15 protein-coding genes are annotated in these 21,148 nt (G+C 58.8%); 9 read left to right on the forward strand and 6 right to left on the reverse strand.

The window, feature by feature from the left end:
- The first annotated feature begins 117 nt into the window (after nt 1-117).
- Nucleotides 118-1,335, forward strand: a complete 1,218-nt coding sequence (locus MJA45_RS23060) for a sensor histidine kinase (RefSeq protein WP_315604240.1) — start codon at nt 118-120, stop codon at nt 1,333-1,335.
- Between the two features lie 54 nt (nt 1,336-1,389).
- On the forward strand, nt 1,390-2,094 hold the full coding sequence (locus MJA45_RS23065) for a response regulator (protein ID WP_315604241.1): 705 nt from the start codon (nt 1,390-1,392) through the stop codon (nt 2,092-2,094).
- Nucleotides 2,095-2,319: 225 nt separating this feature from the next.
- Here MJA45_RS23065 and MJA45_RS23070 read toward each other — a convergent pair whose 3' ends face one another.
- Entirely contained in the window at nt 2,320-3,537 is a 1,218-nt protein-coding gene (locus tag MJA45_RS23070) for a class I SAM-dependent methyltransferase (RefSeq protein WP_315604242.1), read from the reverse strand.
- Between the two features lie 325 nt (nt 3,538-3,862).
- On the opposite strand from MJA45_RS23070, the gene MJA45_RS23075 reads away from it, so the two are divergent.
- The 3 genes from MJA45_RS23075 to MJA45_RS23085 all read left to right on the forward strand — a co-directional run bounded on the left by MJA45_RS23075 (nt 3,863) and on the right by MJA45_RS23085 (nt 6,627).
- Nucleotides 3,863-4,945 (forward strand): ABC transporter substrate-binding protein, encoded by a 1,083-nt coding sequence (locus tag MJA45_RS23075; protein ID WP_315604243.1) that lies wholly within the window; start codon nt 3,863-3,865, stop codon nt 4,943-4,945.
- Nucleotides 4,946-5,038: 93 nt separating this feature from the next.
- Nucleotides 5,039-5,881 carry an ABC transporter permease gene (locus tag MJA45_RS23080; protein WP_315604244.1) on the forward strand — a complete coding sequence of 281 codons (843 nt, stop codon included), beginning with the start codon at nt 5,039-5,041 and terminating at the stop codon, nt 5,879-5,881.
- Nucleotides 5,881-6,627, forward strand: coding sequence for an ABC transporter ATP-binding protein (locus MJA45_RS23085; protein ID WP_315604245.1), 747 nt, complete (start codon nt 5,881-5,883; stop codon nt 6,625-6,627). Before MJA45_RS23080 ends, MJA45_RS23085 begins: the two co-directional genes overlap by 1 nt.
- 127 nt (nt 6,628-6,754) lie before the next feature.
- Here the strand turns inward: MJA45_RS23085 and MJA45_RS23090 are convergent, their stop codons facing one another.
- Nucleotides 6,755-7,078 (reverse strand): hypothetical protein, encoded by a 324-nt coding sequence (locus tag MJA45_RS23090; protein WP_315604246.1) that lies wholly within the window; start codon nt 7,076-7,078, stop codon nt 6,755-6,757.
- Nucleotides 7,079-7,263: 185 nt separating this feature from the next.
- On the opposite strand from MJA45_RS23090, the gene MJA45_RS23095 reads away from it, so the two are divergent.
- On the forward strand, nt 7,264-8,022 hold the full coding sequence (locus MJA45_RS23095; RefSeq protein ID WP_315604247.1) for an ABC transporter ATP-binding protein: 759 nt from the start codon (nt 7,264-7,266) through the stop codon (nt 8,020-8,022).
- Nucleotides 8,019-9,986 (forward strand): ABC transporter permease, encoded by a 1,968-nt coding sequence (locus MJA45_RS23100; protein ID WP_315604248.1) that lies wholly within the window; start codon nt 8,019-8,021, stop codon nt 9,984-9,986. The genes MJA45_RS23095 and MJA45_RS23100 overlap by 4 nt, the downstream gene beginning before the upstream one ends.
- Nucleotides 9,987-10,064: 78 nt before the next feature.
- Here the strand turns inward: MJA45_RS23100 and MJA45_RS23105 are convergent, their stop codons facing one another.
- Together MJA45_RS23105 and MJA45_RS23110 are read right to left on the reverse strand one after the other, a co-directional pair.
- On the reverse strand, nt 10,065-11,129 hold the full coding sequence (locus MJA45_RS23105) for a sensor histidine kinase (RefSeq protein WP_315604249.1): 1,065 nt from the start codon (nt 11,127-11,129) through the stop codon (nt 10,065-10,067).
- Nucleotides 11,126-11,797 carry a response regulator transcription factor gene (locus MJA45_RS23110; protein WP_315604250.1) on the reverse strand — a complete coding sequence of 224 codons (672 nt, stop codon included), beginning with the start codon at nt 11,795-11,797 and terminating at the stop codon, nt 11,126-11,128. Before MJA45_RS23110 ends, MJA45_RS23105 begins: the two co-directional genes overlap by 4 nt.
- A gap of 165 nt (nt 11,798-11,962) precedes the next feature.
- Here MJA45_RS23110 and MJA45_RS23115 point away from each other — a divergent pair, with 165 nt between their 5' ends.
- Both MJA45_RS23115 and MJA45_RS23120 read left to right on the forward strand, forming a co-directional pair.
- Nucleotides 11,963-12,556, forward strand: a complete 594-nt coding sequence (locus MJA45_RS23115) for a DUF421 domain-containing protein (protein WP_315604251.1) — start codon at nt 11,963-11,965, stop codon at nt 12,554-12,556.
- Between the two features lie 109 nt (nt 12,557-12,665).
- Nucleotides 12,666-13,865, forward strand: a complete 1,200-nt coding sequence (locus tag MJA45_RS23120; protein WP_315604252.1) for a MalY/PatB family protein — start codon at nt 12,666-12,668, stop codon at nt 13,863-13,865.
- 302 nt (nt 13,866-14,167) lie between these two features.
- Here the strand turns inward: MJA45_RS23120 and MJA45_RS23125 are convergent, their stop codons facing one another.
- Nucleotides 14,168-15,337 carry a HupE/UreJ family protein gene (locus tag MJA45_RS23125; protein ID WP_315604253.1) on the reverse strand — a complete coding sequence of 390 codons (1,170 nt, stop codon included), beginning with the start codon at nt 15,335-15,337 and terminating at the stop codon, nt 14,168-14,170.
- Entirely contained in the window at nt 15,334-20,982 is a 5,649-nt protein-coding gene (locus MJA45_RS23130; RefSeq protein WP_315604254.1) for an S-layer homology domain-containing protein, read from the reverse strand. The genes MJA45_RS23125 and MJA45_RS23130 overlap by 4 nt, the downstream gene beginning before the upstream one ends.
- Nucleotides 20,983-21,148: the final 166 nt, after the last annotated feature.

A 21,148-nucleotide genomic window follows, 5' to 3' on the forward strand; every position in this document is an offset into this window, starting at 1 on the left:
AAAGCTAGTGCCCTCCGTCATGACTAAGTCATATGACCGATTTCACTGGAGTCTTCCCCCGGGGTCAAGTAAACTGTAGGGTAACAAGTGCCTTTAACGACGGGAGCGGTTGGTCCCATGACGGAGAAAACCAAATGGCAGTGGCTGGACTGGGCCCTCTACGGGGTATTGGCCTCCTGGTACGGACTTGCCTTTATCAAAACGATTCTGGATCCCGAGCTTGCCGAGCGGGCTTCCTGGCCGGTCACGGGAAGCTTGATGCTTCTCTGCTACCTTCCCTTCGTGTTCTGGCGCCCGGGCTATATCCGCCGCCGGTGGTTCCTGCTCGCTCTGCTCCTGACAAGCGGGCCGGCGGAGCTGTACCTGAGCTTACAGACCGGGAAAGCCGCGGGCATCCTTACGCTTCCCTGCCTCGTCATCGGGTTCTTCTCCCGCGGGCGTTCGCCCTGGTGGACCGCACCCGTGTTCGTGCTGGGGATTCCCTTGGCGGACTGGCTCCTGGTCGGCGACTATCCCTATGTCGGAGACATGATCGGGCAAACGCTCAACCATGGACTCCTGTATGGAATCGGCTATGCCATTCAGCGGATCTGGCGGACCCACCTGAGAACCAAACGGCTCTACGAGGAGAACCTCCGCCAGTATGAGCTGATCCGGGAGCAGAATGCCGCTCTTGCCCAATATGCCGGGCAGGTGGAGAAGCTGACGCTTCTGGAGGAGCGGAACCGGCTGGCCCGGGAGCTTCATGATACGGTGGGCCATACGTTCACCTCCGTTATCATGGGGATGGATGCCGTCTCGTATTTGTTGGCTTCCGCTCCCGACAAGGCGGCCGCCAAGCTGGAGGTGCTTCGGAACGTCACCCGCCGCGGTTTAGAGGAAGTCCGGAAAAGCATCCATCAGATTGCCCCGCCCGAGGAAGGAACCCTTTACGAGCAGCTGGAAAAGCTGGCCCGGGAGTTCAGCGCTCATACGGGGACGCGGATCCGGATAGAGACCGTGGGCGTAGAAACCGATCTCCCTCAAACCGCCGTTCTGACGATGGTCCGCTGCCTGCAGGAGTCCCTCACCAACGCCAAGAGGCACGGGGAGGCGAGCTCGGTCGAGATCGTGCTGGCCTACCAGCCTGCCCAGCTGCAGCTGTATGTCGTGGACAACGGCACAGGCACAGGCGAGCTCGTGGCGGGCTTCGGCCTTGGCGCGATGAAGGAACGGCTGGCTTCTCTGAACGGCTCGCTCGACATCCGCTCCCAGCCGGACGGAGGAACCACGGTCGTCTGCACGGTGCCTGTCCGGCCGGCTGCGGCAGGTGCTGGGAACAAGGGTGAACAATAGAAGGCGGAAGACGGGACTGTTCTTGTTAACCGTTTTACGATAAGGAGGATGGGAATGAAAGACATCAAACTGCTGCTCGTGGACGACCAGGATTTGATCCGGGAAAGCCTTCACATCGTGCTGGATATGGATCCGGAGATAGAAGTGGTCGGGATGGCCGAGAACGGCCGTGTGGCGCTGGAGCTTTGCGAAAGCGCCGCTCCCGGCATCGTGCTGATGGATATCCATATGCCCGAGATGGACGGGGTGGAGGCGACGCGCCGGATCAAGGCCCGCTGGCCCCAGATCCGCGTCATTATTCTGACCACCTTCCAGGAAGTGGACTATGTGGTCGATGCCCTGGCAGCCGGCGCGGAGGGCTACCTGCTGAAAGCCATTCACCCGCGTGAGCTGGCCGACGGAATCAAATGGGTCAGCCGGGGAGGCACCCTGATTCCCCAGGACATCGCGAGGATGCTGGTGGCGAAGGCGCAGGGGGCCGGAGCCGCCGCGGCCGAGCCCGGGACCGGACAAGCCGGCTCGTCACGCGAATCGGGTGGAGCACCCACGGGTGCCCCGCCCGAAACCTACGGCCTGAGCGAGCGGGAGCTGCAGGTGCTTCATTGCATCGCCGACGGCCTGAACAACCGGGAAATCGCCGAGAAGCTTTATCTGTCGGAGGGAACCGTTAAGAATTACATTTCCAGCATCTACTCCAAAATGGACGTGCGGGACCGCATCCAGGCCGCGAAAAAAGCCCGGCAGGAGGGCATGCTGTAGCCTCAGCTCGCCTTCCCCGCGATGGACTTAAAGAAAGCCGGATAATCCAAACGAACGGGAAACGGCTTTCGCCTCCTTCCGGTAAGGGTGTTGACCGAGTTGGAGAGCCGCTTCGAGGATAATTCGAAGGATACATGAAAGAAAGCCCGCCCTGGTCGCCGACCGGGGCGGGCTTTCTTTCTGAGAGGGAAGAGTGGCAGGGACCGCTGCAGCTACCTCCGGGCCTTAGGGCCGATCAGCGTCTTGGTCCTGACGGCCGGCAAGAACGTCCCCCAGCCGGTCGGCCAGCGCCCGCTCCAGATAAGGATCAATGGCGAGAAAGGACCGGAAGGTCTTGTATTCCGCTGCCAGACGGGCCAGCGTCTCCTTATCGGGCGGGCTCTGCTTAACCGCCCGGATGAGCAGGTTTTTGGGCGTGTGCTCCAGGTCGATGAATTCGAGCAGCTGGGTCCGGTAGCCGACCAGCTCCAGCAGCCGGGCCCGCACGGAATCGGTGGCGAGCGCGGAGAACCGCTCCTTGATGATGCCGTGCGTCAGCATCGGGGCCAGCGTCTCGCTCTTGACCTGGCCGAAGAGCTCATGCTGGCAGCACGGCACGGAGAGGATCACATCCGCCTCCCAGCGCACGGCCTTCTCGAGCGCCGCGTCGGTCGCGGTGTCGCACGCATGAAGCGTCACGACCATGTCGACCCGGCCCGCGTCCGAATAATCAGCGATGTCGCCCATCTCGAACCGCAGCCCGCTGTACTCGAGCCGGGCGGCCAGAGCGCTGCAGTGACGGATGACATCCTCCTTGAGATCAAGGCCGGTGACCGTCACCTTTTTCCCCTGCAGCTGCACAAGATAGTGATACAGGGCGAAGGTCAGGTAAGATTTGCCGCAGCCAAAATCGATGATACGGATCTGCTCCTTGTCCGCCAGGGCAGGCATGACATCGTCGATCATTTCGAGGAAGCGGTTGATCTGCCGAAACTTGTCGTATTTGGCGGCCGCCACCTTCCCCTCGCGCGTCATTACGCCGAGCTCGACCAGGAAGGGAACCGGGACGCCTTCCTCCAGCAGGTAGTTTTTGCGCCGGTTGTGGGAGAGACCCGCCTCTTCCGGCTTCCTCGTAGCGGGCTTCCGGAGAAGGGCCGCCTTCCCTTTCTTGTTAACGAGGACCTGGTAATCCGCCTCCGCCGACTGAAGAAGCCCCTGCTTGAACGCCTCCCGAAGAAGCTCCGCAAGCTTCAAGGCCGCAGGAGCCGGCTCCAGGTTGTCATGCAGCTCCTTCTGTCCCACAGTGCTCGAGAACTGGTAGTGAAGCTTTCCCTTCAGCAGGACGGGTTTCACCTTTATTTTGGATGCCTGGTCCGGGGCTTTGCGCCGGGGCCCGCTTAGCACGGCCTGCAGCAGCTGCCCTTCGCCGATCAGCCGGTTAACAAGCACTTCGATTTCTTCCATTAGAATAAGCTCCATTTTCTATAGTCGTTGATGGTTTCATTATAATCGTCCGGCTCAGGCAACTCAACCAACGACCCCATCTTTGCACCGGAAGGCCGGTTCGGGGACCGTAGACGCCGAAGCTCGTTCCGGCTGAGCAAACCCTCGGCGTACCTCGGGTGAATAAGGCCCATTCGCTCGTTACCCGCAAGTCTTCCGTTCGACAAAACCCTCCATAGATCGGGACAACCATCCAGAAAAAGACTTGACGGTCTCTCTCTTTCTACTTATAATATTCCTATTAAACTAGTAGGAATTATGGAATTTAGTCTAGGGGGACTCATACGTGAATACCAACAAATCCGGACGCCGCCGTCTCGGAACGATTGCTCTTGCCGTTACGCTTTCCGCCGCTCTCGCCGCCTGCGGCAATAACGAGAGCAGCGGCTCCTCCGGTTCGCCGGCTCCGGCCGGTTCGGCCGCTCCCGGCGCCTCCGCACCGGCCAAGAAAGAAACGAAGACGATCAAGATCGGCTACCTCGCCGTTATGGATGACGCCCAAGCCATTCTGGCCTATGAGGCGGGACTGTACGAGAAGCAGGGGCTGAAGGCCGAAATGACGAAGTTCAACAGCGGTACGGACCTTATCAAGGCCATCGCCGGCGGCCAGCTGGATGCGGGCGTCCTCGGCTTCACCAATGCCCTGACCTGGTCGGCGCAGGGAGCCGACCTGAAGGTAGTGGGCGGCGCCCAGATGGGCTTCCACAGCATTCTCGTCGGCAAGGACAGCTCCATTAAGAGCGTAGCCGACCTGAAGGGCAAGAAACTTGCTTCGCAGAAGCCGGGCAGCACCGCGGACGTGGTTCTGAACGGGGTCGCCCTCGCGAAGGCCAACCTGACGAACAAGGACCTCGACATGAAATATGTCGAGCCGGCCGCTGCTATTCAGGCGCTTCAAGCCGGCCAGGTGGACGCCGCCTTCGTCTTCGAGCCGTTCGACAAGATCGCCCAGAAGCAATTTGGGGCGAAGCCGATCTATGAAGTAGGCAAGGAATGGCCGTTCCCTTGCATGGTGATGATCACGTCTAACAGCGTGCTGAAGAAAGACCGCGATTTGATCAACCGTGCCCTCGACGCCCAGAAAGAGGCGATCGAGATGCTGCAGAAGGATCCTCAAGCCGCGGCCGATAAGATCACGAAGCATTTTATTGAAGGCGATTCGCTGGACACGCCTAACGGCAAGGTTTCCGCGAAGGAAGTCATCAAGGAATCCATCGCTTCCCAGACGTTTAACTGGGAAATCAACCCGGATCAGGTCAAGCGCATGCAGGAAATGGCCGATATCATGCAGAAGCAGGGAGCCCTTGACAAGCCTATGAAGGTGGAGGACATCCTGGATCTGAGCTGGCAGCAGTCCGTTAAGAAGTAACCGGTTTGCCGCGCTAATCCATTTAACCTAATCAGGGCCTGCTGATTCCCAATCCGGGTCAGCGGGCCCTATCTCTAAAAGGGAGCTAACGCCGTGAGTAAAGATACTGGACAACCCAATTCGATACCTGCCCCGAAGAAGCCTCAAGGAAACGCGTTCACCCGGGGCTTCGGCAAAACCTGGCCCTATCTGGCCGCCGTCTGCACCCTGCTCGCCATTTGGGAGCTAACCTCCCTGGCGCTGAATAAACCTTTTCTGCTGCCGGGCATTCCCGCCGTTCTTCCCCGGCTCTTGAAGGTATTCTCTAACCCGGAATTCACCAAGGGCTTGTGGAGCTCACTGTACAGCCTGGCCATCGGCTATCCCACCGCTTGTTTGTTCGGAGCGCTGCTCGGGCTGCTCGGGGGAATCTCGAGAACCTTCGCCGTCTACCTGCGGAGCCTCATCTCCATCCTGCAGTCGATTCCGCCCATCACCTGGGTTCCGTTCTTCATGATTCTACTCGGCTTCGGCAGCCAGACGATCATCACGATCATCACCATCGCGAGCTTCTTCCCGATGGCCCTGTCCGTGCTTAACGGAACCGAGGGCGTGAACAAGACGCACCTGGAGCTCGCCCGGGTACTGGGCGCGAGCCGCAAGCAGCTGATCACGCGGGTATTCGCACCCGAATCGCTGCCCGCCCTCGTCACCGGCGCCCAGCTTTCCTTCGGGAACGCCTGGCGGTCCCTAATCGCAGCCGAGATGTTCGGCGGGGCTTCGGTCGGCCTCGGCCGCTACCTGAGCTACCGCTCCGAAATCGCCGACATGCAGGGCGTTCTCATCAGCATCATCGTGATCGGCACGATCGCCGCCCTGATTGATCTGGTGCTGCTTGAGCGGCTGAAACGGCGACTGCTGCACTGGCGCTATGTATCGGGAGGGAGTGGTAAATAATGCAGACCCTGGAACTGAAAAACGTTACGAAATCGTTCGGACCGCTGGAGGTCCTGTCCAACATTAACCTGACGATCAAGCAGGGGGAATTCGCCGCCATTGTCGGCCCTTCCGGCTGCGGCAAAAGCACCGCCCTGCGCATGTTCGCCGGCCTGGAGACGCCGAGCTCCGGCCAGGTCACGGCAAACGGGGAGACCATCACCAAACCCGACCCCCGGCGCATCCTGATCTTTCAGGAGCACGCCCTGTACCCTTGGCGGACGGTAGAGAGAAACGTCGGCTTCGGCCTGGAGCTGGCGGATGTTCCGGAGAAGGAGCGCAAGGACCGGATCAAGGACATACTGGAGAAGGTCGGCCTGTCCGGCTTCGAGAAGTACTATCCGCACCAGCTGTCCGGCGGGATGAAGCAGCGGGCCTCTATCGCCCGGGCGCTCGTCATGGACCCGGACGTGCTTCTATTGGACGAGCCATACGGCGCGCTGGACGCGATTACGCGGCTGACGATGCAGAATGAGCTTATCAAGCTGTGGCGGGGCACCGGCAAGACGATGCTCCTCATCACCCACGACATCGACGAGGCCGTCTACCTGGCCGATACGATCTACGTGATGAGCCCGCGTCCCGGCCGCATCGTCCAAACGCTGCAGGCGGACATGCCGCGTCCCCGCAACCGCAACGGCTCCCGTTTCGTGGAGCTGCGGCAGCAGATCATGGACGGATTGGACATCGGCACGTATTCGATCTAATATAACAAAACCGGCCTGGAAGTTCGCTTCCAGGCCGGTTCTTTTCGGTTAGGGGCATTAGCTTTCACGTGGGGAGGTCCAAGCCAGACAGAGGCAGAACGGACGTGGACCGGGGAGGGAATCCGGCTTACCGGCCCTTGTTTCGTTCCCGCCGATAACGTTCTACCCGGGATAGGACAACGGGAGCCGGCTCTTCCGCGACAGCGGATTCCACTTCCACCGGCGAGGCAGCCGGCTCCGCAGCAGGGGCGCTTTCCCCTCGGGCTTCCAGCCACTCGACCCGGGCCGTCAGCTGCTCCACCTTGTTCTCCAACCGGCGGAGTCGCAGCAGCAGCTCCCCCACCCACGAATCGTCAGCTCCGGAGGAACGCCGGCTTCTGTAGTAGGCCCGTTCCTCCGGAGACAGAAGTGCTTCCAGTTCTTCGGTCGTCAAAATGTCTTTGGGGTCCATAAGCTCTCCTTCTAACGTACGGGGATGGATGCTTCTATTCTAGCGCAATCGTGCCGGAATGTCAGCGCAGAGCCCTACTTCCGAAAAAAGCCAAAGTGACAAAACCGTCACCTGCCTGTCTTCCCGATCGATGGAACCATCCGCCCCTGTCCTCTATAGTAGAGGAAGAAGGAGGAAGAAGCGCTATGACCACAACCCGAACCCCCGTTATCCAAGCACGCCATCTGACCAAAAGCTACGGCAAAACCCTGGTTCTGAAAAATATCGACCTTACGGTCGTTTCCGGCGAATTCACGGCCATCATGGGCCCGTCCGGATCCGGCAAATCCACCTTGATGAACGTCCTTTCCACCATCGACCGGCTGTCGGGAGGAGAAGTCCGGCTGGAGGACAAGTCCCTGCTTTCCTTAAGCCGGAAGGAGCTCCGCCGGTTCCGCCAGGAGCGGATGGGCTTTATCTTCCAGGACTATAACCTGCTCGACATTCTGACCGTCAAGGAAAACATCCTGCTTCCCCTCTCCCTTCAGAAAGTCGCGGAAACCGAGATGGAAGCCCGGCTCGGCCCCATCGCGAAAGCGCTTGGCCTAGACGGCCTCCTCGGCCAATACCCGGCTGAGCTGTCAGGTGGCCAGAAGCAGCGTACCGCCTGTGCGCGGGCCATCATCACCAAGCCGTCCGTCGTCTTTGCGGATGAGCCGACCGGGGCGCTCGACTCCCGTGCCGCCACTCAGCTGCTCGAAGAGCTCGCCGCCCTGAACGAAAGCTTCCGGACGACCATCCTCATGGTGACCCATGACGTCTATGCCGCGAGCTTCTGCAAACGGGTCATTTTTCTGCGGGACGGGGTTATCGTGAATGAGCTGTATGCCGGCGAAATCGGCCAGAAAGTTTTCTACGACCGCATCCTCGAAACCCAAAGCCTGCTTGGAGGGGGGATCCGATGAGCCTCTTGGACCTCACGCTGAGAAACGTCCGGCGCAATTTCCGCCTCTATTCCGTCTACCTGTTCTCCATGATTACGGGCGTCCTTATTTATTTCACGTTCTCGTCACTGATGTACAACGAAGATATTCTCAACGCTCTGAAGGCCCGCCAGAACTTTCAAACGGGCGTCACCATCGCATCGGTGGTGATCTTCCTGTTCATCGTCTTCTTCATCCTGTATGCCAACTCGTTCTTCATGAGGCAGCGCAAAAAGGAATTCGGCATGTACCTGCTGTACGGCATGAGCGAGAAACAGGTTACCCTGATGATCTTCTATGAAACGCTCACGATCGGAGCGGTTTCGCTTGCCGCCGGCATTCTGCTAGGGGGCCTTCTGTCCAAGCTGTTCGGGATGCTGCTGATGAACCTGATGGACTACGAGCAGGCCGTCTCCCTGTCCTTTCCATTAGAGGCGGTCGGGTCCACCGCCGGCGTCTTCCTGCTGCTCGCCGTGATCATAAGCATCCAGAGCTTCTTCATGGTCCGCCGGGTTCAGCTCATTGATCTGTTTCACGCCAAAGCCCGGAGCGAGAAGCCGGTAGCCGTGTCGGCCCCTTGGGCGATCCTATCTGCGGCCATGCTGGCGGCCTCCTATCTCCTCCTGGCAAGCGGCAAAGGCTCGGTCATGTGGCAGGACTATACGTCCGCAAGTCTGATTGCCTGCACGATTGGAATCATCGCCGGAACTTACTTGTTCTTCCGTCAGTTTGCCGGCTGGCTTCTCCGGCTGGTCAGCCGCAGAAAAGGCTACCATGAGGGCAATACCGTCCTGTGGACGGCCGCCCTCCGGTTCCAGATCCGGGGGAACACGTTGAACCTCAGCTTCATTTCCCTGTTCAGCACGGTCCTGATCATGCTCATGTGCTTCGTCTCGATCAATTACACGGTGCAATTCCAGGCGGTTGGGCAAAACCTGCCCAATGATGTCGCCTTCGAGGCGCAGGACCCTGCCCTTCCCGACAGGCTTGCCCTTCTCATGGAGGAAGAGGGCCATCCCGTGAAGAAGCACCGCACCCTGGAAGCATTGGAGACCGAACCGGTCACGAGTCTGGATACGGCCTTCGAGAATCCGGAGTATTACCTCCCCAAGGTTCTGCTCGTGAGCCAGTCGGCTTACAACGAGATCGCCGCGATGCGGGGAGACGGCCAGTCGGTTCAGCTTCAAGGGAAGCAGGCGGCCGCTTTGGCCCAAGGCTCCGATTTTCCGCAGCGTTATCCTTCAGGCGGGGAGCCGCCTTTCCGGGTGAATGCCCAGACGGAGACCTCCTTCACCTTAGTCGAGAAAAAGGACTATGCCCTTCTCGGCTGGGCTACGGATCCGGCTTCGTCCATGCTCAAGAAGCCCGCCGTGCTCGTCGTATCCGACGAAGCTTATCGGGAGCTGGCGGGCAAGGCTCCCCACCGGACCTTTCACCTGTACCAGATCGGGAACGCCAAAGGAGCGGAGAAGCTGTCAGAGAAGCTGCACGCGGCCGTAACGGAAACCCCGGGAGCCTACTACTCTTCCTTTGCGGATGTTTATTCCAGGCAGATCGAGGGTTCCTCGCTCATGCTGTTCTCCGGGGCTTTCCTCGCGCTTATCGCCCTGTTCGCCCTGGCGAGCGTCATCTACTTCAAGCAGCTGCGGGAAGCCACGGAAGCCCGGCCGTCTTTCACCATCCTGCGCAAAATGGGTGTGGAGCAGCGCCAGATGAAAAGCGTCATCCGCAAGCAGCTGCTTTTCGTCTTCCTGCCGCCGCTCGCCCTCGGTTTGATGAACAGCGGACTGATCATCAAAACCTACATCGTCGATTCGGTCAAGGATTATCCCAACATAAGCGCTCTCGTCTGGGGGACCCTCGGGGCTTATTTCCTCCTCTATGCCCTGCTCTACCTCTCCTCCAGCAGCCTGTACTACAAAATCGCAAGCGGGCGGACCGCTTGACACAGGCAGCCGCCCCCTTCTTTATACGCCAAAAACAACCCTGCAGTGACCGTGCACCGCAGGGTTGTTTACTTTCGTTTATCTCCGTCCGACAAGAGAAGCGGAGCTTCCTTTGCTGGATAAGGCCTTATCGGTCCCTCCCCTTCCTCCGTCCTTCCCGCTTCGCAGCGTGTCCAAGTACCGGTCGCTGTTCTTAGGAAAATGAATCCTCATTTCGGTATGCTCACCCGGCACCGAGGAACAGGTCAAGTAATGCCCCAGCTTAACCGACAGCTCCTGGGCCAGGTAGAGGCCCATCCCCGTGGATTGGCTGAAGCTGCGCCCGTTGGCCCCCGTAAAGCCCCGGTTGAAGATTCGGGGCAGGTCCTCCGGATCGATTCCGATTCCGCTGTCGCGAAGGATAAGCTGCTTCTCGTCGGATGCCGAATGACCGGTTATGCGGACGGTTCCCCCTGCACTTGTATACTTAAGGCTGTTCGACACGAGCTGATCCACAATGAACCGGAGCCACTTGGGGTCGCTTTGGACCGTTAGTCCACCTACGTCCAGCTGAAGCCGGATCCGGCGGGAAATAAAGGCGGTCGCGCGGGCTTTCACGATCTCTTTCACAAGCGGCTCCAGCTCGCAGGGAACAATCCGGTAGTCCTGGCTGAAGCTGTCGAGCTTAGCATAATAGAGCGCCTGGTCCACATAATGCTCGATGCGCGACAGCTCCTGCTCCAAGCCTGCCTTGTCCACCTCGGTTTGCTGCATAAGGCGGAGAACGGAGATGGGGGTCTTGATCTCATGAAACCAGGAGACGATGAAATCGTGGTATTCCCTTTGCTTCTCCTGCATCTCGTTTAGCTCCAGAATGTGTTCCCGTTCCCTCGCCTCCAGAACCTCCCCGTATGCCTCCGCTTCCATGGACATCGGTTCGTGGTCTTCCTCCCCCAGCAGGCGGATCGCTTTGAGCGCTTGCCCATACCTGAATGCCACGAAAGCAGCTAGCAGCAAGCCATGGAGCATCAGAAGATAAAGGAAGCCTGTCCAGCTTATGGCGGCCGGGGACTCCGCGTAAACCACGGCAACGGTCAGGAACAGGCCGCCTCCATACAGGAAGAGATAAGGCCATTCATAACGCAGAAACCGGAGGATGCTCATTCGATGATATACCCCATTCCCTTGCGTGTGGCAATGAAGGACTCGAGGCCGAGGTCCGAGAGCTTGCGCCGGAGGCGGTTGACATTAACGGTCAGGGTGTTGTCGTCCACAAACTGGTCGTCGTTCCAAAGCGCCTGCATCAGGTCCTCGCGGGAAACGATCCGGCCGATGCGGCGCATCATCGCCTGCATAAGGATGAATTCATTGCGCGACAGCTCGGCCGTCCGCCCCCCATACTCGACGGTGGAGTTGGACAGATGGAAGCTCAAGTCCCGGTGGCTCCATTTCTGGCTCTCTTCCTGATACATATAGTTGCGGCGAAGCAGGGCGCTTACCTTCGCCACCAGCACCCCGAGGTCGAACGGCTTCTGGATAAAATCGTCTCCGCCCATGTTGATGGCCATAATGATGTCGAGGTTCTCGCTGCGGGAAGACAGGAACAGAATCGGCACCTTCGACACCGAGCGGATCTGCTGGCACCAATGAAACCCGTCGTACACCGGCAGGTTGATATCCAGAATAACCAGATGGGGCTGATGCCGTTCGTAATCGTCCTTGACCTGGCCGAAGGCGGTTAGCTCGATCACCTCGTACTGCCATTTGCGAAGGGTTTCCGCCGCGATGGAGCGGATTCTCTCGTCGTCTTCCACCAGCATAATCCGAAACAAAAGCACTGACTCCCTTCCACTAATCGGTAGTAAGACCAGTATAGCACGCTAACGTAAGAAGAAGAGAGAGGCGATGCGGATGTGACAACGGCACCTCATGGGGAAAAATGGATGGGGCGAAAGGAATCCGGGGAACCTAACCCCATCCAAAAGGAGGAAACGGTTATGTGGACGATTATCGGAAGCTCCCTGGTGCTTGCTGTGGCGGGCGTCATTCTCCTTAGACTGGCGGGACGGAAATCCATTGCCCAAATGGCTCCCCCGCAAATCACCATCCTGCTCATGATCGGTACGGTTCTGGGCTCCGAAGTGGGCGGCAAAGGGGTGAGGTATTCCTTAGCCGCCGTCGCGGTTTTCGTCGTTTTCCTGACAGGACTCGAATGGCTGACCGTCCACTGGAACCGGGCCGAGACCCTTCTCAAAGGCAAAGCGGTAACGGTTATTCAAGAAGGCCGCCTTCTGACCCGCAACCTTGAAATCCTACGAATCTCTGTGGATGACCTCGAAAAAAGGCTTCGGATGGCCGGGCTCTCCCGAATCGAGGACATCAAGAACGGAACGATCGAGGATAACGGAGAGCTCGGGTACGAGCTCTTTCCTCACGCCCGGCCGCTGACCTTGGCGGATATGGAGAAGCTTCTGGAGCAACGCTTTCCGATGAGTAGGCGTCAAGGAGAAGAACCCGCGCAGAAGAACCTGTTCACGGAGATCACGACGGGCTACCCGCCCGGGGAAAAGGCCCCCGAGCCGCTGCAGTAAAGAAGGGCTGGAGGCCTGTGGAGTTGGGAACCGGTTATGTCTATACTAGGAAGTGCAAGGTCCTGCCTGCCCGGGGAGAGGACCAATCTTTCTTATAGGAGAGACACTCATGAAGTTTGATAACCCGATTAACCGCAAGCTGACCGCCTCCGAGAAGTGGGACCAGGCGGCTTCCCTGTTCGGAGCGTCCGATATTCTTCCGATGTGGGTGGCGGACATGGATTTTGCCGCACCCGAGCCGGTCCTTAAAGCCCTCCATTCCCGTGTGGACCACGGGGTGCTCGGGTATACGTATCCGACGGATTCCTACAAGGCGTCGCTTGCCGGCTGGATGCGCACCCGTCATGGCTATCCGGTCGAGCCGGAGTGGATCCAGCACTGTCCCGGTGTCGTTCCGGCCATGGGCCTTATCGTTCAGGCCTTCACGGAGCCCGGGGATGCCGTTGTCGTGCAGTCGCCGGTCTATCCTCCCTTCTTCAAGGTGGTGGATGGACACGGCCGGAGGGTGGCCCTGAATCCCTTGAAGCTCGGGGAAGACGGCGGCTATACGATGGATTTCGAGGATCTGGAGAAGCAGCTCTCCGGCGGGGACATCCGGATGTTTCTCCTCTGCAGCCCGCACAACCCCGTCGGACGCGTCTGGTCCCGGGAGGAGCTGACGAGGCTGGAGGAGCTGCTCAGCCGCTACAACGTGCTTGTCGTGTCGGACGAAATTCACGCCGACCTCGTCCACGAGCCCGGCTCGCACATTCCGTACCCTTCTCTTTCGGCGGATGCCGCCTCCCGGACGTTCCTCTGTACCGCACCCAGCAAAACGTTCAACATCGCTGGGCTTAATACCGCGAATATCATCATACCGAATGCTGGGCTGCGCAACAGGTTCCGCAAGGAAATCCAGCGCTTCTTCCTCGGCTCCATCACCCCGCTCGGCATGGCCGCTGCGGAAGCGGCGTACCGGGAGGGAAGCGAATGGCTCGACGCCCTCCTCCCCTATGTAAAAGGAAACCTGGATTACATCCGCGGCTATGTGGGCGAACACCTTCCGGAGATAAGCGTGAACATCCCCCAGGGCACCTACCTGCTGTGGATGGACTTCCGCCGGCTCGGCATGAACGACCGCGAGCTCGCGCGTTTCCTGGCCGATAAAGCGGGACTCGGGTTGAATGCGGGCACAGCCTTCGGTCCGGGAGGAGAAGGTTTCATGCGCCTGAACGCCGGCTGCCCACGCTCCATGGTCGAGGAGGCCATGAGGCGGCTTCACAAGGCGATGGAGCAATGGCGGGAGACCGAGGGGCAGCCGAGTCCTTAAGCCAGCTGGTCCCTACGCCGGTCCGGAGGGGATTTCCGGTTAAGGCTGCCCCTCCATCCGGTTGACCGGTTTGGCGCGCGCATGGCTTCTGCCTCTCCATCCGGCCGGGATTTCCGGTCAGACGCGGCTGCTGTTCCCCCAGACGCCATGGTTCTCAGCCGGACGAGGCCTCTGCTTCAAATTCGACCGGTTTGGCGGCCAGGCGGGAAGCGATGCCTGCAGCCGGTTTGGTTCCCACCACGCCAAAAAGGTACCCTCGGCTTACAGCGTAAGCCGGCGGGTACCTTTTTCTTTTTACGAGCTTAGATGGCTATTCGTCCGATGAACCAATAGGTGCCCATCAAGGCAATGAGGCCGGAGGCCGCATAGAGGACCCGCGGGTACCACGTTACCCGTCTCAGGTAGAGAAGAAGCGGCAGCAGGGCTCCCAGCACGACCAGCTGGCCCGCCTCCACACCCAGATTGAACGAGAGCAAGGCCGACAAGTAATGCTCCCCGAGGGCTCCATGCAGAATGTCCGCGAATCCGAACCCGTGGATGAAGCCGAACCCAAGGGCGATCAGCCAGCGGTGCCCGTGCCGCTTGAACCAGAGGTTCTCCACGGCGATGAAGACGATGCTCAAGGCAATCAGCGGCTCGATGACCGAAAGCGGCGCGCGGACGATATCCAGAGCGGCAAGGGCGAGTGTGACGCTGTGCCCTACTGTAAAAGCGGATACGATCCGGATGTACGCTTTTGTGCTCTGCTTCAGAATGAGCAGCCCGAGAAGGAACAGCAGATGATCATAGCCCGTCCAGATATGCCTGACTCCCGTCACGAAGAAGTCGCGGAAAGTGATGGTCCAGGACCCGCCGGCTTTTGCATGGGAGGAAAGCTCCTTCTCGGGCTTAGACGCAGCCGCTGTCGTCTGTTCGGCTCCGGATGGTGTAAGCTTAATCTCCCTCAGGTCCTTGTTGAATACCCTCTGCACCTGCTTTCCGTTTTCCCACAGAGTGACGAAATTTTGATGCTGCGGGTCATCGAGATCATAGAAGAAGTGATAGTTGACCTTATATTCCCCAACCGGCTTGGGGAACGGATATTCCAGCTGAAGCGTCAGCATGTCGATCCCGTTCTTCTTGTCGACCGAGGAAGCCTTCAGGTCCACCCGGCCCTTCTGTCCGTCCGCCGTTACCTCCAGCGTCTCTCCGATCATCCTCAGCAGGTCCGAATCCGTCCACGAGGGGCCGTCCGGCTTAGCCGTCGAATCCGGGTCGATGACAACGGTCTTCCGGCTGCGGATCGTTACCCACTGCTCTACCTCCCTCGCCTCCAGGTGGAGGGTATAGGACAGGGTATGGTCCGCCGCACGGATCTCCGAGTATCCGATCGTCCCGATATGGGCCTGGACCCGAGCGGGATTCCCCACCGTCCCCGCCATTAGGAGGACGGCGAAGAGAATCGATGCCGCATACCGGATCGCCCGGATCATGGCCGTTCCACCAGGCTGAGAATCAGCTTGGCGCTTTCCGCGCGGGTGGCGCTGCCTTTGGGCGCATACCTGCCTTCGGCCCGGCCGTCAAGAATGCCGGCGACCGAGGCTTTGGCAATAGCGGCCTGTGCCCAGCCGCTGATCTCCGCTTTGTCCCCGAAAGGCAGAACCCCTTCCGCAAGCGCGCGTCCCTGCTTCTTCTCCAGCGCCCTTACCGTCATAACTGCCAACTCCTCCCGGGAGATGGACCGGTTCGGATCGAATGCCAAAGCGCTGACTCCTTCGATCAGGCCCGCTCCGTAGGCGGCCAGCACGGGTTCCGCAAACCAGTCTTCTCTTCTCACATCCGAGAAAGGAAGCTTGGAAGCCGGGTCCGCCTTAAGGCCTAGGGCCCGGACGAGCAGGGCGGCAAATTCCGCCCGGGTGACCTGCTGCTCCGGTGCAAACCGGTCGTCCGTCACACCCTGAACAATTTCTTGGAAGGATAGCTGCTGAATCATCGGGAAGGCCCAATGAGCCGCAGGAACATCCTTGTAGGTTTTGGTGTATTCGTAGACTCCGTACGTGCTGAAATGACTCAGTTCAGCCGTATAGGCCCCGTCCTTGTAGGTGCCCCCAATCCGCTCGAAGCGTCCGTCGGCATCGATGTAATAGATGCCCGCAAGCTTCGGACTGTCCGTTAAATCAGCCGGGAGGGTGATCGTAACCGGCGTGGAGAATTGGGACAGCCGGTAGGCTTTCCCGTCCTTCGACACGGCTTCGATCGTCAGCTCATAGGTGCTTCCGGACGGCTTAAGTCCGGGCTTGGAAGCGGACTCCACCGGTTTAACCTGCACTTCCAGGCTGGCGGAATCCAGCTCCCCTGCCGGAAGCAGAGAGGCCGCCGAGGCGAGGACAGACGCCGGAAGGGTGAGCTTCAGCTCTCCTTTGGCCAAGGTAAGCGAGCCGTGCTCTCCGATCGATTCGACAGCACGGGCCGGAAGGGAAACCCCAACCTTACCCTCTGGCAAGGCGATCATCGGTTTACCTTCCGCTTGCTTGAGCTCCTCCGGCTTCACCGTATGAAGATTCGGCTTGCCGCTGCCCTCGCCGGTCCCTCCGCCGTTTCCATTGCCGTTGCTGCTGCCATTCCCACTACCGTTGCCGTTGCTGCCGTTATTACCGTTATTGCCGTTGTTGCCGTTGTCATTCCCGCCGCCGTTTCCGCTGCCGGGTTCAAAGGCCTCCGTCGTGAACTCGTAAAGATCCGACCGGGTATACCCGCCAAAATCATCGGCGAGCGTCGTATACCAATGGTACATCTTTGACGGCTTGTCCAGATTCCACGGCACTTCGGCGCGTTCGCCGCTCTTGACGTTCTTACGCTCCCCGATAAGCTCGTCCGTGTACACATTCACCCCGATATAATCCGTTGCCACCTGCTTCGCAATCGGCTTCAGGTTGATCGGGAGGCTGAACTCCTCCGATTCCGGCTTGTCGTCGAAGTAAATGTAGTCATCCAGCTTCGGCGAGTAGGTGTTGACGAGCATCTGCTTGTTGTCCATGTCGAATTGCAGAAGGCGCATATAGCCAAGTCCGCCCTCCGGTCCGGACTGGTAGTCCATCAGCATCTCGATGACGGCGTGTCCGTCCTCCGCATGCTTGACGTTATAGGCGACGCCGTGAATATGGCCGCAGAGCACCAGGAAGACGTTCTGGTTCTTCGCCACGAGCTTCTTCCACAGGTCCTCCCCTTGTCCGGCATAGAAGCCGCCCGGGGCGATGTATTCGTGGGTGGCGATAATCGCATTGCGGTCCGGGTACCGCTTCAGAACATCGTTCGCCCACTGGATCGTCTCATCCGTAATGGACCAGCCCAGATACAGGATAATGAAGTCGTTGCCTTTGGACGAGATCAGGTCGTAGTGGTCACGGTTGTTGTTCAAGTCTCCGCCGTACCAAGGGTTGTTCTCGAAGCGCTGGCGGCCGAAATGGTCCCAATATTCGTTGTAGCGGGCCTCGACATGGTTCACGTCATGGTTCCCGGCTACGACCCCGTAAGGAACACGGGCATCGTCCAGCACCTTCATCGCCGCATCGGCGGCATCCCACTGCTCCGGCACATCATAGTTGTCCACGATGTCTCCCGTGTGAACCACATAGTCGATCTTCTTCTCGACATGGTTGTCGGCGATCCATTGGGTCATCGTTTTGTACGTCTGCGGCCAGCTCTCGGAGTAATACTGGGTATCACTCATCCACGCAAAAGCAAAATCATAATCGTCCGGAGACGGCACCAGATCCTGCACCAGCACGTCGATTTTGCCGTCCTTGACCATGTCCGCAACGCTTACATTGGCCTTCAGGGTGAAATCCTGCTCCCCTACCCCGGAAGCGGCGGCCTGCCATTTCCCCGTTGTATGATTCCACGTGTAGAGCGTGACCTGCCGGTCCGGCTTCGAATGGCCGCGCCACAGCACTTCTACCTGCTCGATCCCCGTCAAATCATCGGCTACCGTGAATTCGAAGCGCTGGTAAGGGAACTTCTCGTTGTAGTCGGTCGTAAAATACTGCCCGTCCACCGCCTTAACCGAATTCATCGCTTCCTGGCTGAAAGGAACCTCTCCCGCCGGGGCAAGCTCCAGAGGAGGCTCCCGGTCCGAGCCGTTCGAGAAGGCCTGCTTTGCGGTGTTATCCGTAAAATCATACTGATACGCCTTGTAGAAGCTTACGTTCAGAGGATCTCCGGTCGGGTCGCTGACCGTTACCCCAAGCTTCGCGTTGCGGTCCACCCCGGTCTCGCCCTGTGCGGGTGCTGGATTCTCGGGCTGGTAAGGATGCTCCTGCAGCACCGTAAACGGCACCGTCCGGCTGAATTCATTGCCCGCCTTATCCGTTACGATGAATTCAACCTGGTGGGCACCCGGCGTGAGCGACAGGTTGGGGGCCGTCATCGGCACCGCGATCTCCTGCCCATCCAGCTTGCCCTTGATCCCGGCCACGCCGGAACGGTCGTCCGAGGCTTCCGCCGAGAAGGTGATTTCGCCGCGGTAAGCCTTGTTATCCTCAATGGACAGGGAGGTAAACGCCGGCTTGGTGTTGTCCACGATGACGTTCGCTGTGATCTGCTTCAGTGGAGTCGTCCCGTCCACCTGCAGAGCCACCAGGTGCCCGCCCTCTGCCACCCGGCTCGTATCCCAATCGTAGGACCGGCCGGTCAGCTTGGATTCCGGGATGGTAAACGTCATGTCCGCGCGCTCCTTGGCCGTCTGGTCGTTGAAAGACCCGTCGCCAAGCGAGATTTTGGTAATCGGTCCGTCGGCATAAGTGCCGTTCCCGATTTTGATCTTGGTGGACTCCACCGGGATGACCGTCCCGTCAGGAAGCACCAGGCGGACGTTCTGAATGCTGAAATCATCGTTGTTGTCCGTCGTATCGAGAGGATCCACCCGGTTGCCCGAGGAAACGGAGAAGACATTGGCGCCCGCCTTTAGCTCCTCTGCCGGAATATCGACCGTCACCAGCCGGTTGCCGGTGATGCTCTCATCGAATACCTTCAGCACCTTGTTCCCGGCGAGAACACCGTTCTTGTAGCCTTTGTTGAAGCCGTCCACTTCCATGACGAAGGTAGCGGAACGGACCATCTTGTCCACCGCGGGCACTTGGACCCCATCGATCCAGAGGCTGGTCGCTTCATTCTCATCGCTGCTCGCCCCGAGCAGGTTACGGGTTCCCGACAGGAAGTCCCCGTCCTTAACATTCAAGGTTAGCGGATCCACTTCTTCGTGCTGAATGGTGATCGAATAAGGCTTGCCGCCATTTTGAGCCTGGCTGGATATCATATTCCGCCCGTCGGTGGCTTCGAAATAATACTCCAGAGCCTTCGTTTTCAGCAGGTCGTAGAAGGAAATGGTTTTGGCCGTATAATTCCCTTCCGCGTCCCTCTCCAGGTTCTCCCCTTGGTAGGTGTCCTCTTCCTTCGCTTTATGGTAGAACGTGACCCGCTTGATGCTGCTGTCATCCGTTACCCCTGCCTTCAAGATAATATCCACGGGAGGAGTCATGGCAAAAGGCGGGGTGTGTGAAATCACCGGAGCGGTGGCATCCGCGGACAGAGTTTTCGGCTGGCCGGGCACTTGGCTCGCGGTTACACTCCCCGGGCTGGCCGTCAGGCCGTAGCCCTGCTTGATCATGACGTTGGTTCCGTCCTTCGGATACTCGTAGCCGATCCCTTTCTTGCTGACGGCTTCGTTCATCACTTCTCCGTCATTGTAGGAGGCGCGGCTGATCTCGAGCCCGGTGTCGGTGACGATGGCCAAGGTCCGTTTGTCCGAATTGATCATCCCATCGTTAGGAGTGGTGCGCATGATCTGGTCTTCCGTGACGGCGGACCCGAAGTTGGCGTTGAAATCAGCCAAGGTTTTGCCCTGGCTTGCCAGGTTGTTAATCCACAGCACCATGCTGCGCTGCGGAGCCAGCAGCCTGTCCTCATCCAGATCCCAGTCCTTGAAGGTATTATTCGGATAGATATATTTCAGTTTATAGTCCTTCAAGTTAACGGGCTGATCCGTCGAGTTATAAACCTCTATGTACTCATAGGTTTGAGCGCTGTCCGGGTTCGGCACGATCTCGGTAATAAGCAGGTCGGGCAGCTTGGTGTAATCCAAGGCTTCGAAAATGGAAATGTCAAACGTTTGATCCGCCTGTTCCGGCAGACGGGTGACGTGGGTGCCGTCCGACGCCTCCAGGTAATACTTCAGAGAAGAAGCTCCCTGGAGAACGGCCTGGGGAATGACGGCGGAATAAGCGGCACCTGTCACACTCATCGGCACTGACGTATAAGTGTCTTGTTTATCCGTCTCATAATAAAGCGTGACGGAGTCGAGCCGGGTTTCCTCGTAGACGGAGGCGGAAATGGTCAAATCCTGGACCTCCATGTTAGCAAAGGGCCGGCTGTGCTGGATGACCGGCTCGAAATAATCCTCCGGAAGCTCGATCGGCTGTCCAGGCGTTTGACCGGCCACAAGCGTTCCCGGTGTCGGCACCTGCTTGGAGGCGAGCTTAGTCATCCGGCTCGTCCCCTCTGCAGGAGGTCCGTAGGTGACGCTCTTGCCGTCCGCATCATCCGTGCTGTCGTCGGAGGTAGGTCCGTTGTAGCTTGCCGTCGAGATCCGGTTCAGGCCGTGATCCGGGGCGATGGACAAGCTGCGGCCGCCTTTGTTGGCCATCCCTCCGGAATGAAAGACCGCCACCTGGGCATCGGTCAGATTCGTTCCATACATAGCGTTAAACTTTTCCAAGTCGTAAGTTATTCCGCCGTTGGTCGCCGGATCGGTGAGGTTCCACAGAACCATCGTCTTTCCGGGGGCGAGCGGGCGGTCGTCCGCCATATCCCACTCCAGCGGAGTCCGGTTGTCGTAATAATCGTAAACGACCTTGTAATCCTTCATGTTAACCGTGCGGCTGCTATTGTTGTACACCTCGATAAACTCATAAGCCTCACTCGTCCCGCCTGGAGCCGATTTGGAGTTGGCAACCAGCTCCGTTATCAACAGATACGGCTGAGCGGCCGAGGCGCTAACCGAGGGGACCGTTCCGGCCAGCGGAAATCCGGTAACCAGAACACTTAGCGACAGAAACATGCTCAAAATCTTACGCTTGACCATTATTCACCCTTCCCTTTCTTCCTACTAACCGGTCTCCTTTTCCAGAATTAGAAGACAAGCCTATTTGTTAAATTGTAGAAAAGGATTGTATGCGCCGCATTACGGCAGCTTGAAGAATTTGTTAAAATGCGAAAAAACCGGCCTCCGAGGAGACCGGTCTTCACAG

It is taken from the genome of Paenibacillus aurantius, from assembly GCF_032268605.1.
GTDB lineage: Bacteria > Bacillota > Bacilli > Paenibacillales > NBRC-103111 > Paenibacillus_AO > Paenibacillus_AO aurantius.

What these genes read in the sequence shown, in the direction of transcription:
- MJA45_RS23060 (WP_315604240.1), top strand. Translation starts at nt 118, where the DNA reads ATGACGGAGAAAACCAAATGGCAGTGGCTGGACTGGGCCCTCTACGGG.
- MJA45_RS23065 (WP_315604241.1), top strand. Translation starts at nt 1,390, where the DNA reads ATGAAAGACATCAAACTGCTGCTCGTGGACGACCAGGATTTGATCCGG.
- MJA45_RS23070 (WP_315604242.1), bottom strand. Translation starts at nt 3,537, where the DNA reads ATGGAAGAAATCGAAGTGCTTGTTAACCGGCTGATCGGCGAAGGGCAG.
- MJA45_RS23085 (WP_315604245.1), top strand. Translation starts at nt 5,881, where the DNA reads ATGCAGACCCTGGAACTGAAAAACGTTACGAAATCGTTCGGACCGCTG.
- MJA45_RS23090 (WP_315604246.1), bottom strand. Translation starts at nt 7,078, where the DNA reads ATGGACCCCAAAGACATTTTGACGACCGAAGAACTGGAAGCACTTCTG.
- MJA45_RS23095 (WP_315604247.1), top strand. Translation starts at nt 7,264, where the DNA reads ATGACCACAACCCGAACCCCCGTTATCCAAGCACGCCATCTGACCAAA.
- MJA45_RS23100 (WP_315604248.1), top strand. Translation starts at nt 8,019, where the DNA reads ATGAGCCTCTTGGACCTCACGCTGAGAAACGTCCGGCGCAATTTCCGC.
- MJA45_RS23105 (WP_315604249.1), bottom strand. Translation starts at nt 11,129, where the DNA reads ATGAGCATCCTCCGGTTTCTGCGTTATGAATGGCCTTATCTCTTCCTG.
- MJA45_RS23115 (WP_315604251.1), top strand. Translation starts at nt 11,963, where the DNA reads ATGTGGACGATTATCGGAAGCTCCCTGGTGCTTGCTGTGGCGGGCGTC.
- MJA45_RS23120 (WP_315604252.1), top strand. Translation starts at nt 12,666, where the DNA reads ATGAAGTTTGATAACCCGATTAACCGCAAGCTGACCGCCTCCGAGAAG.
- MJA45_RS23125 (WP_315604253.1), bottom strand. Translation starts at nt 15,337, where the DNA reads ATGATCCGGGCGATCCGGTATGCGGCATCGATTCTCTTCGCCGTCCTC.
- MJA45_RS23130 (WP_315604254.1), bottom strand. Translation starts at nt 20,982, where the DNA reads ATGGTCAAGCGTAAGATTTTGAGCATGTTTCTGTCGCTAAGTGTTCTG.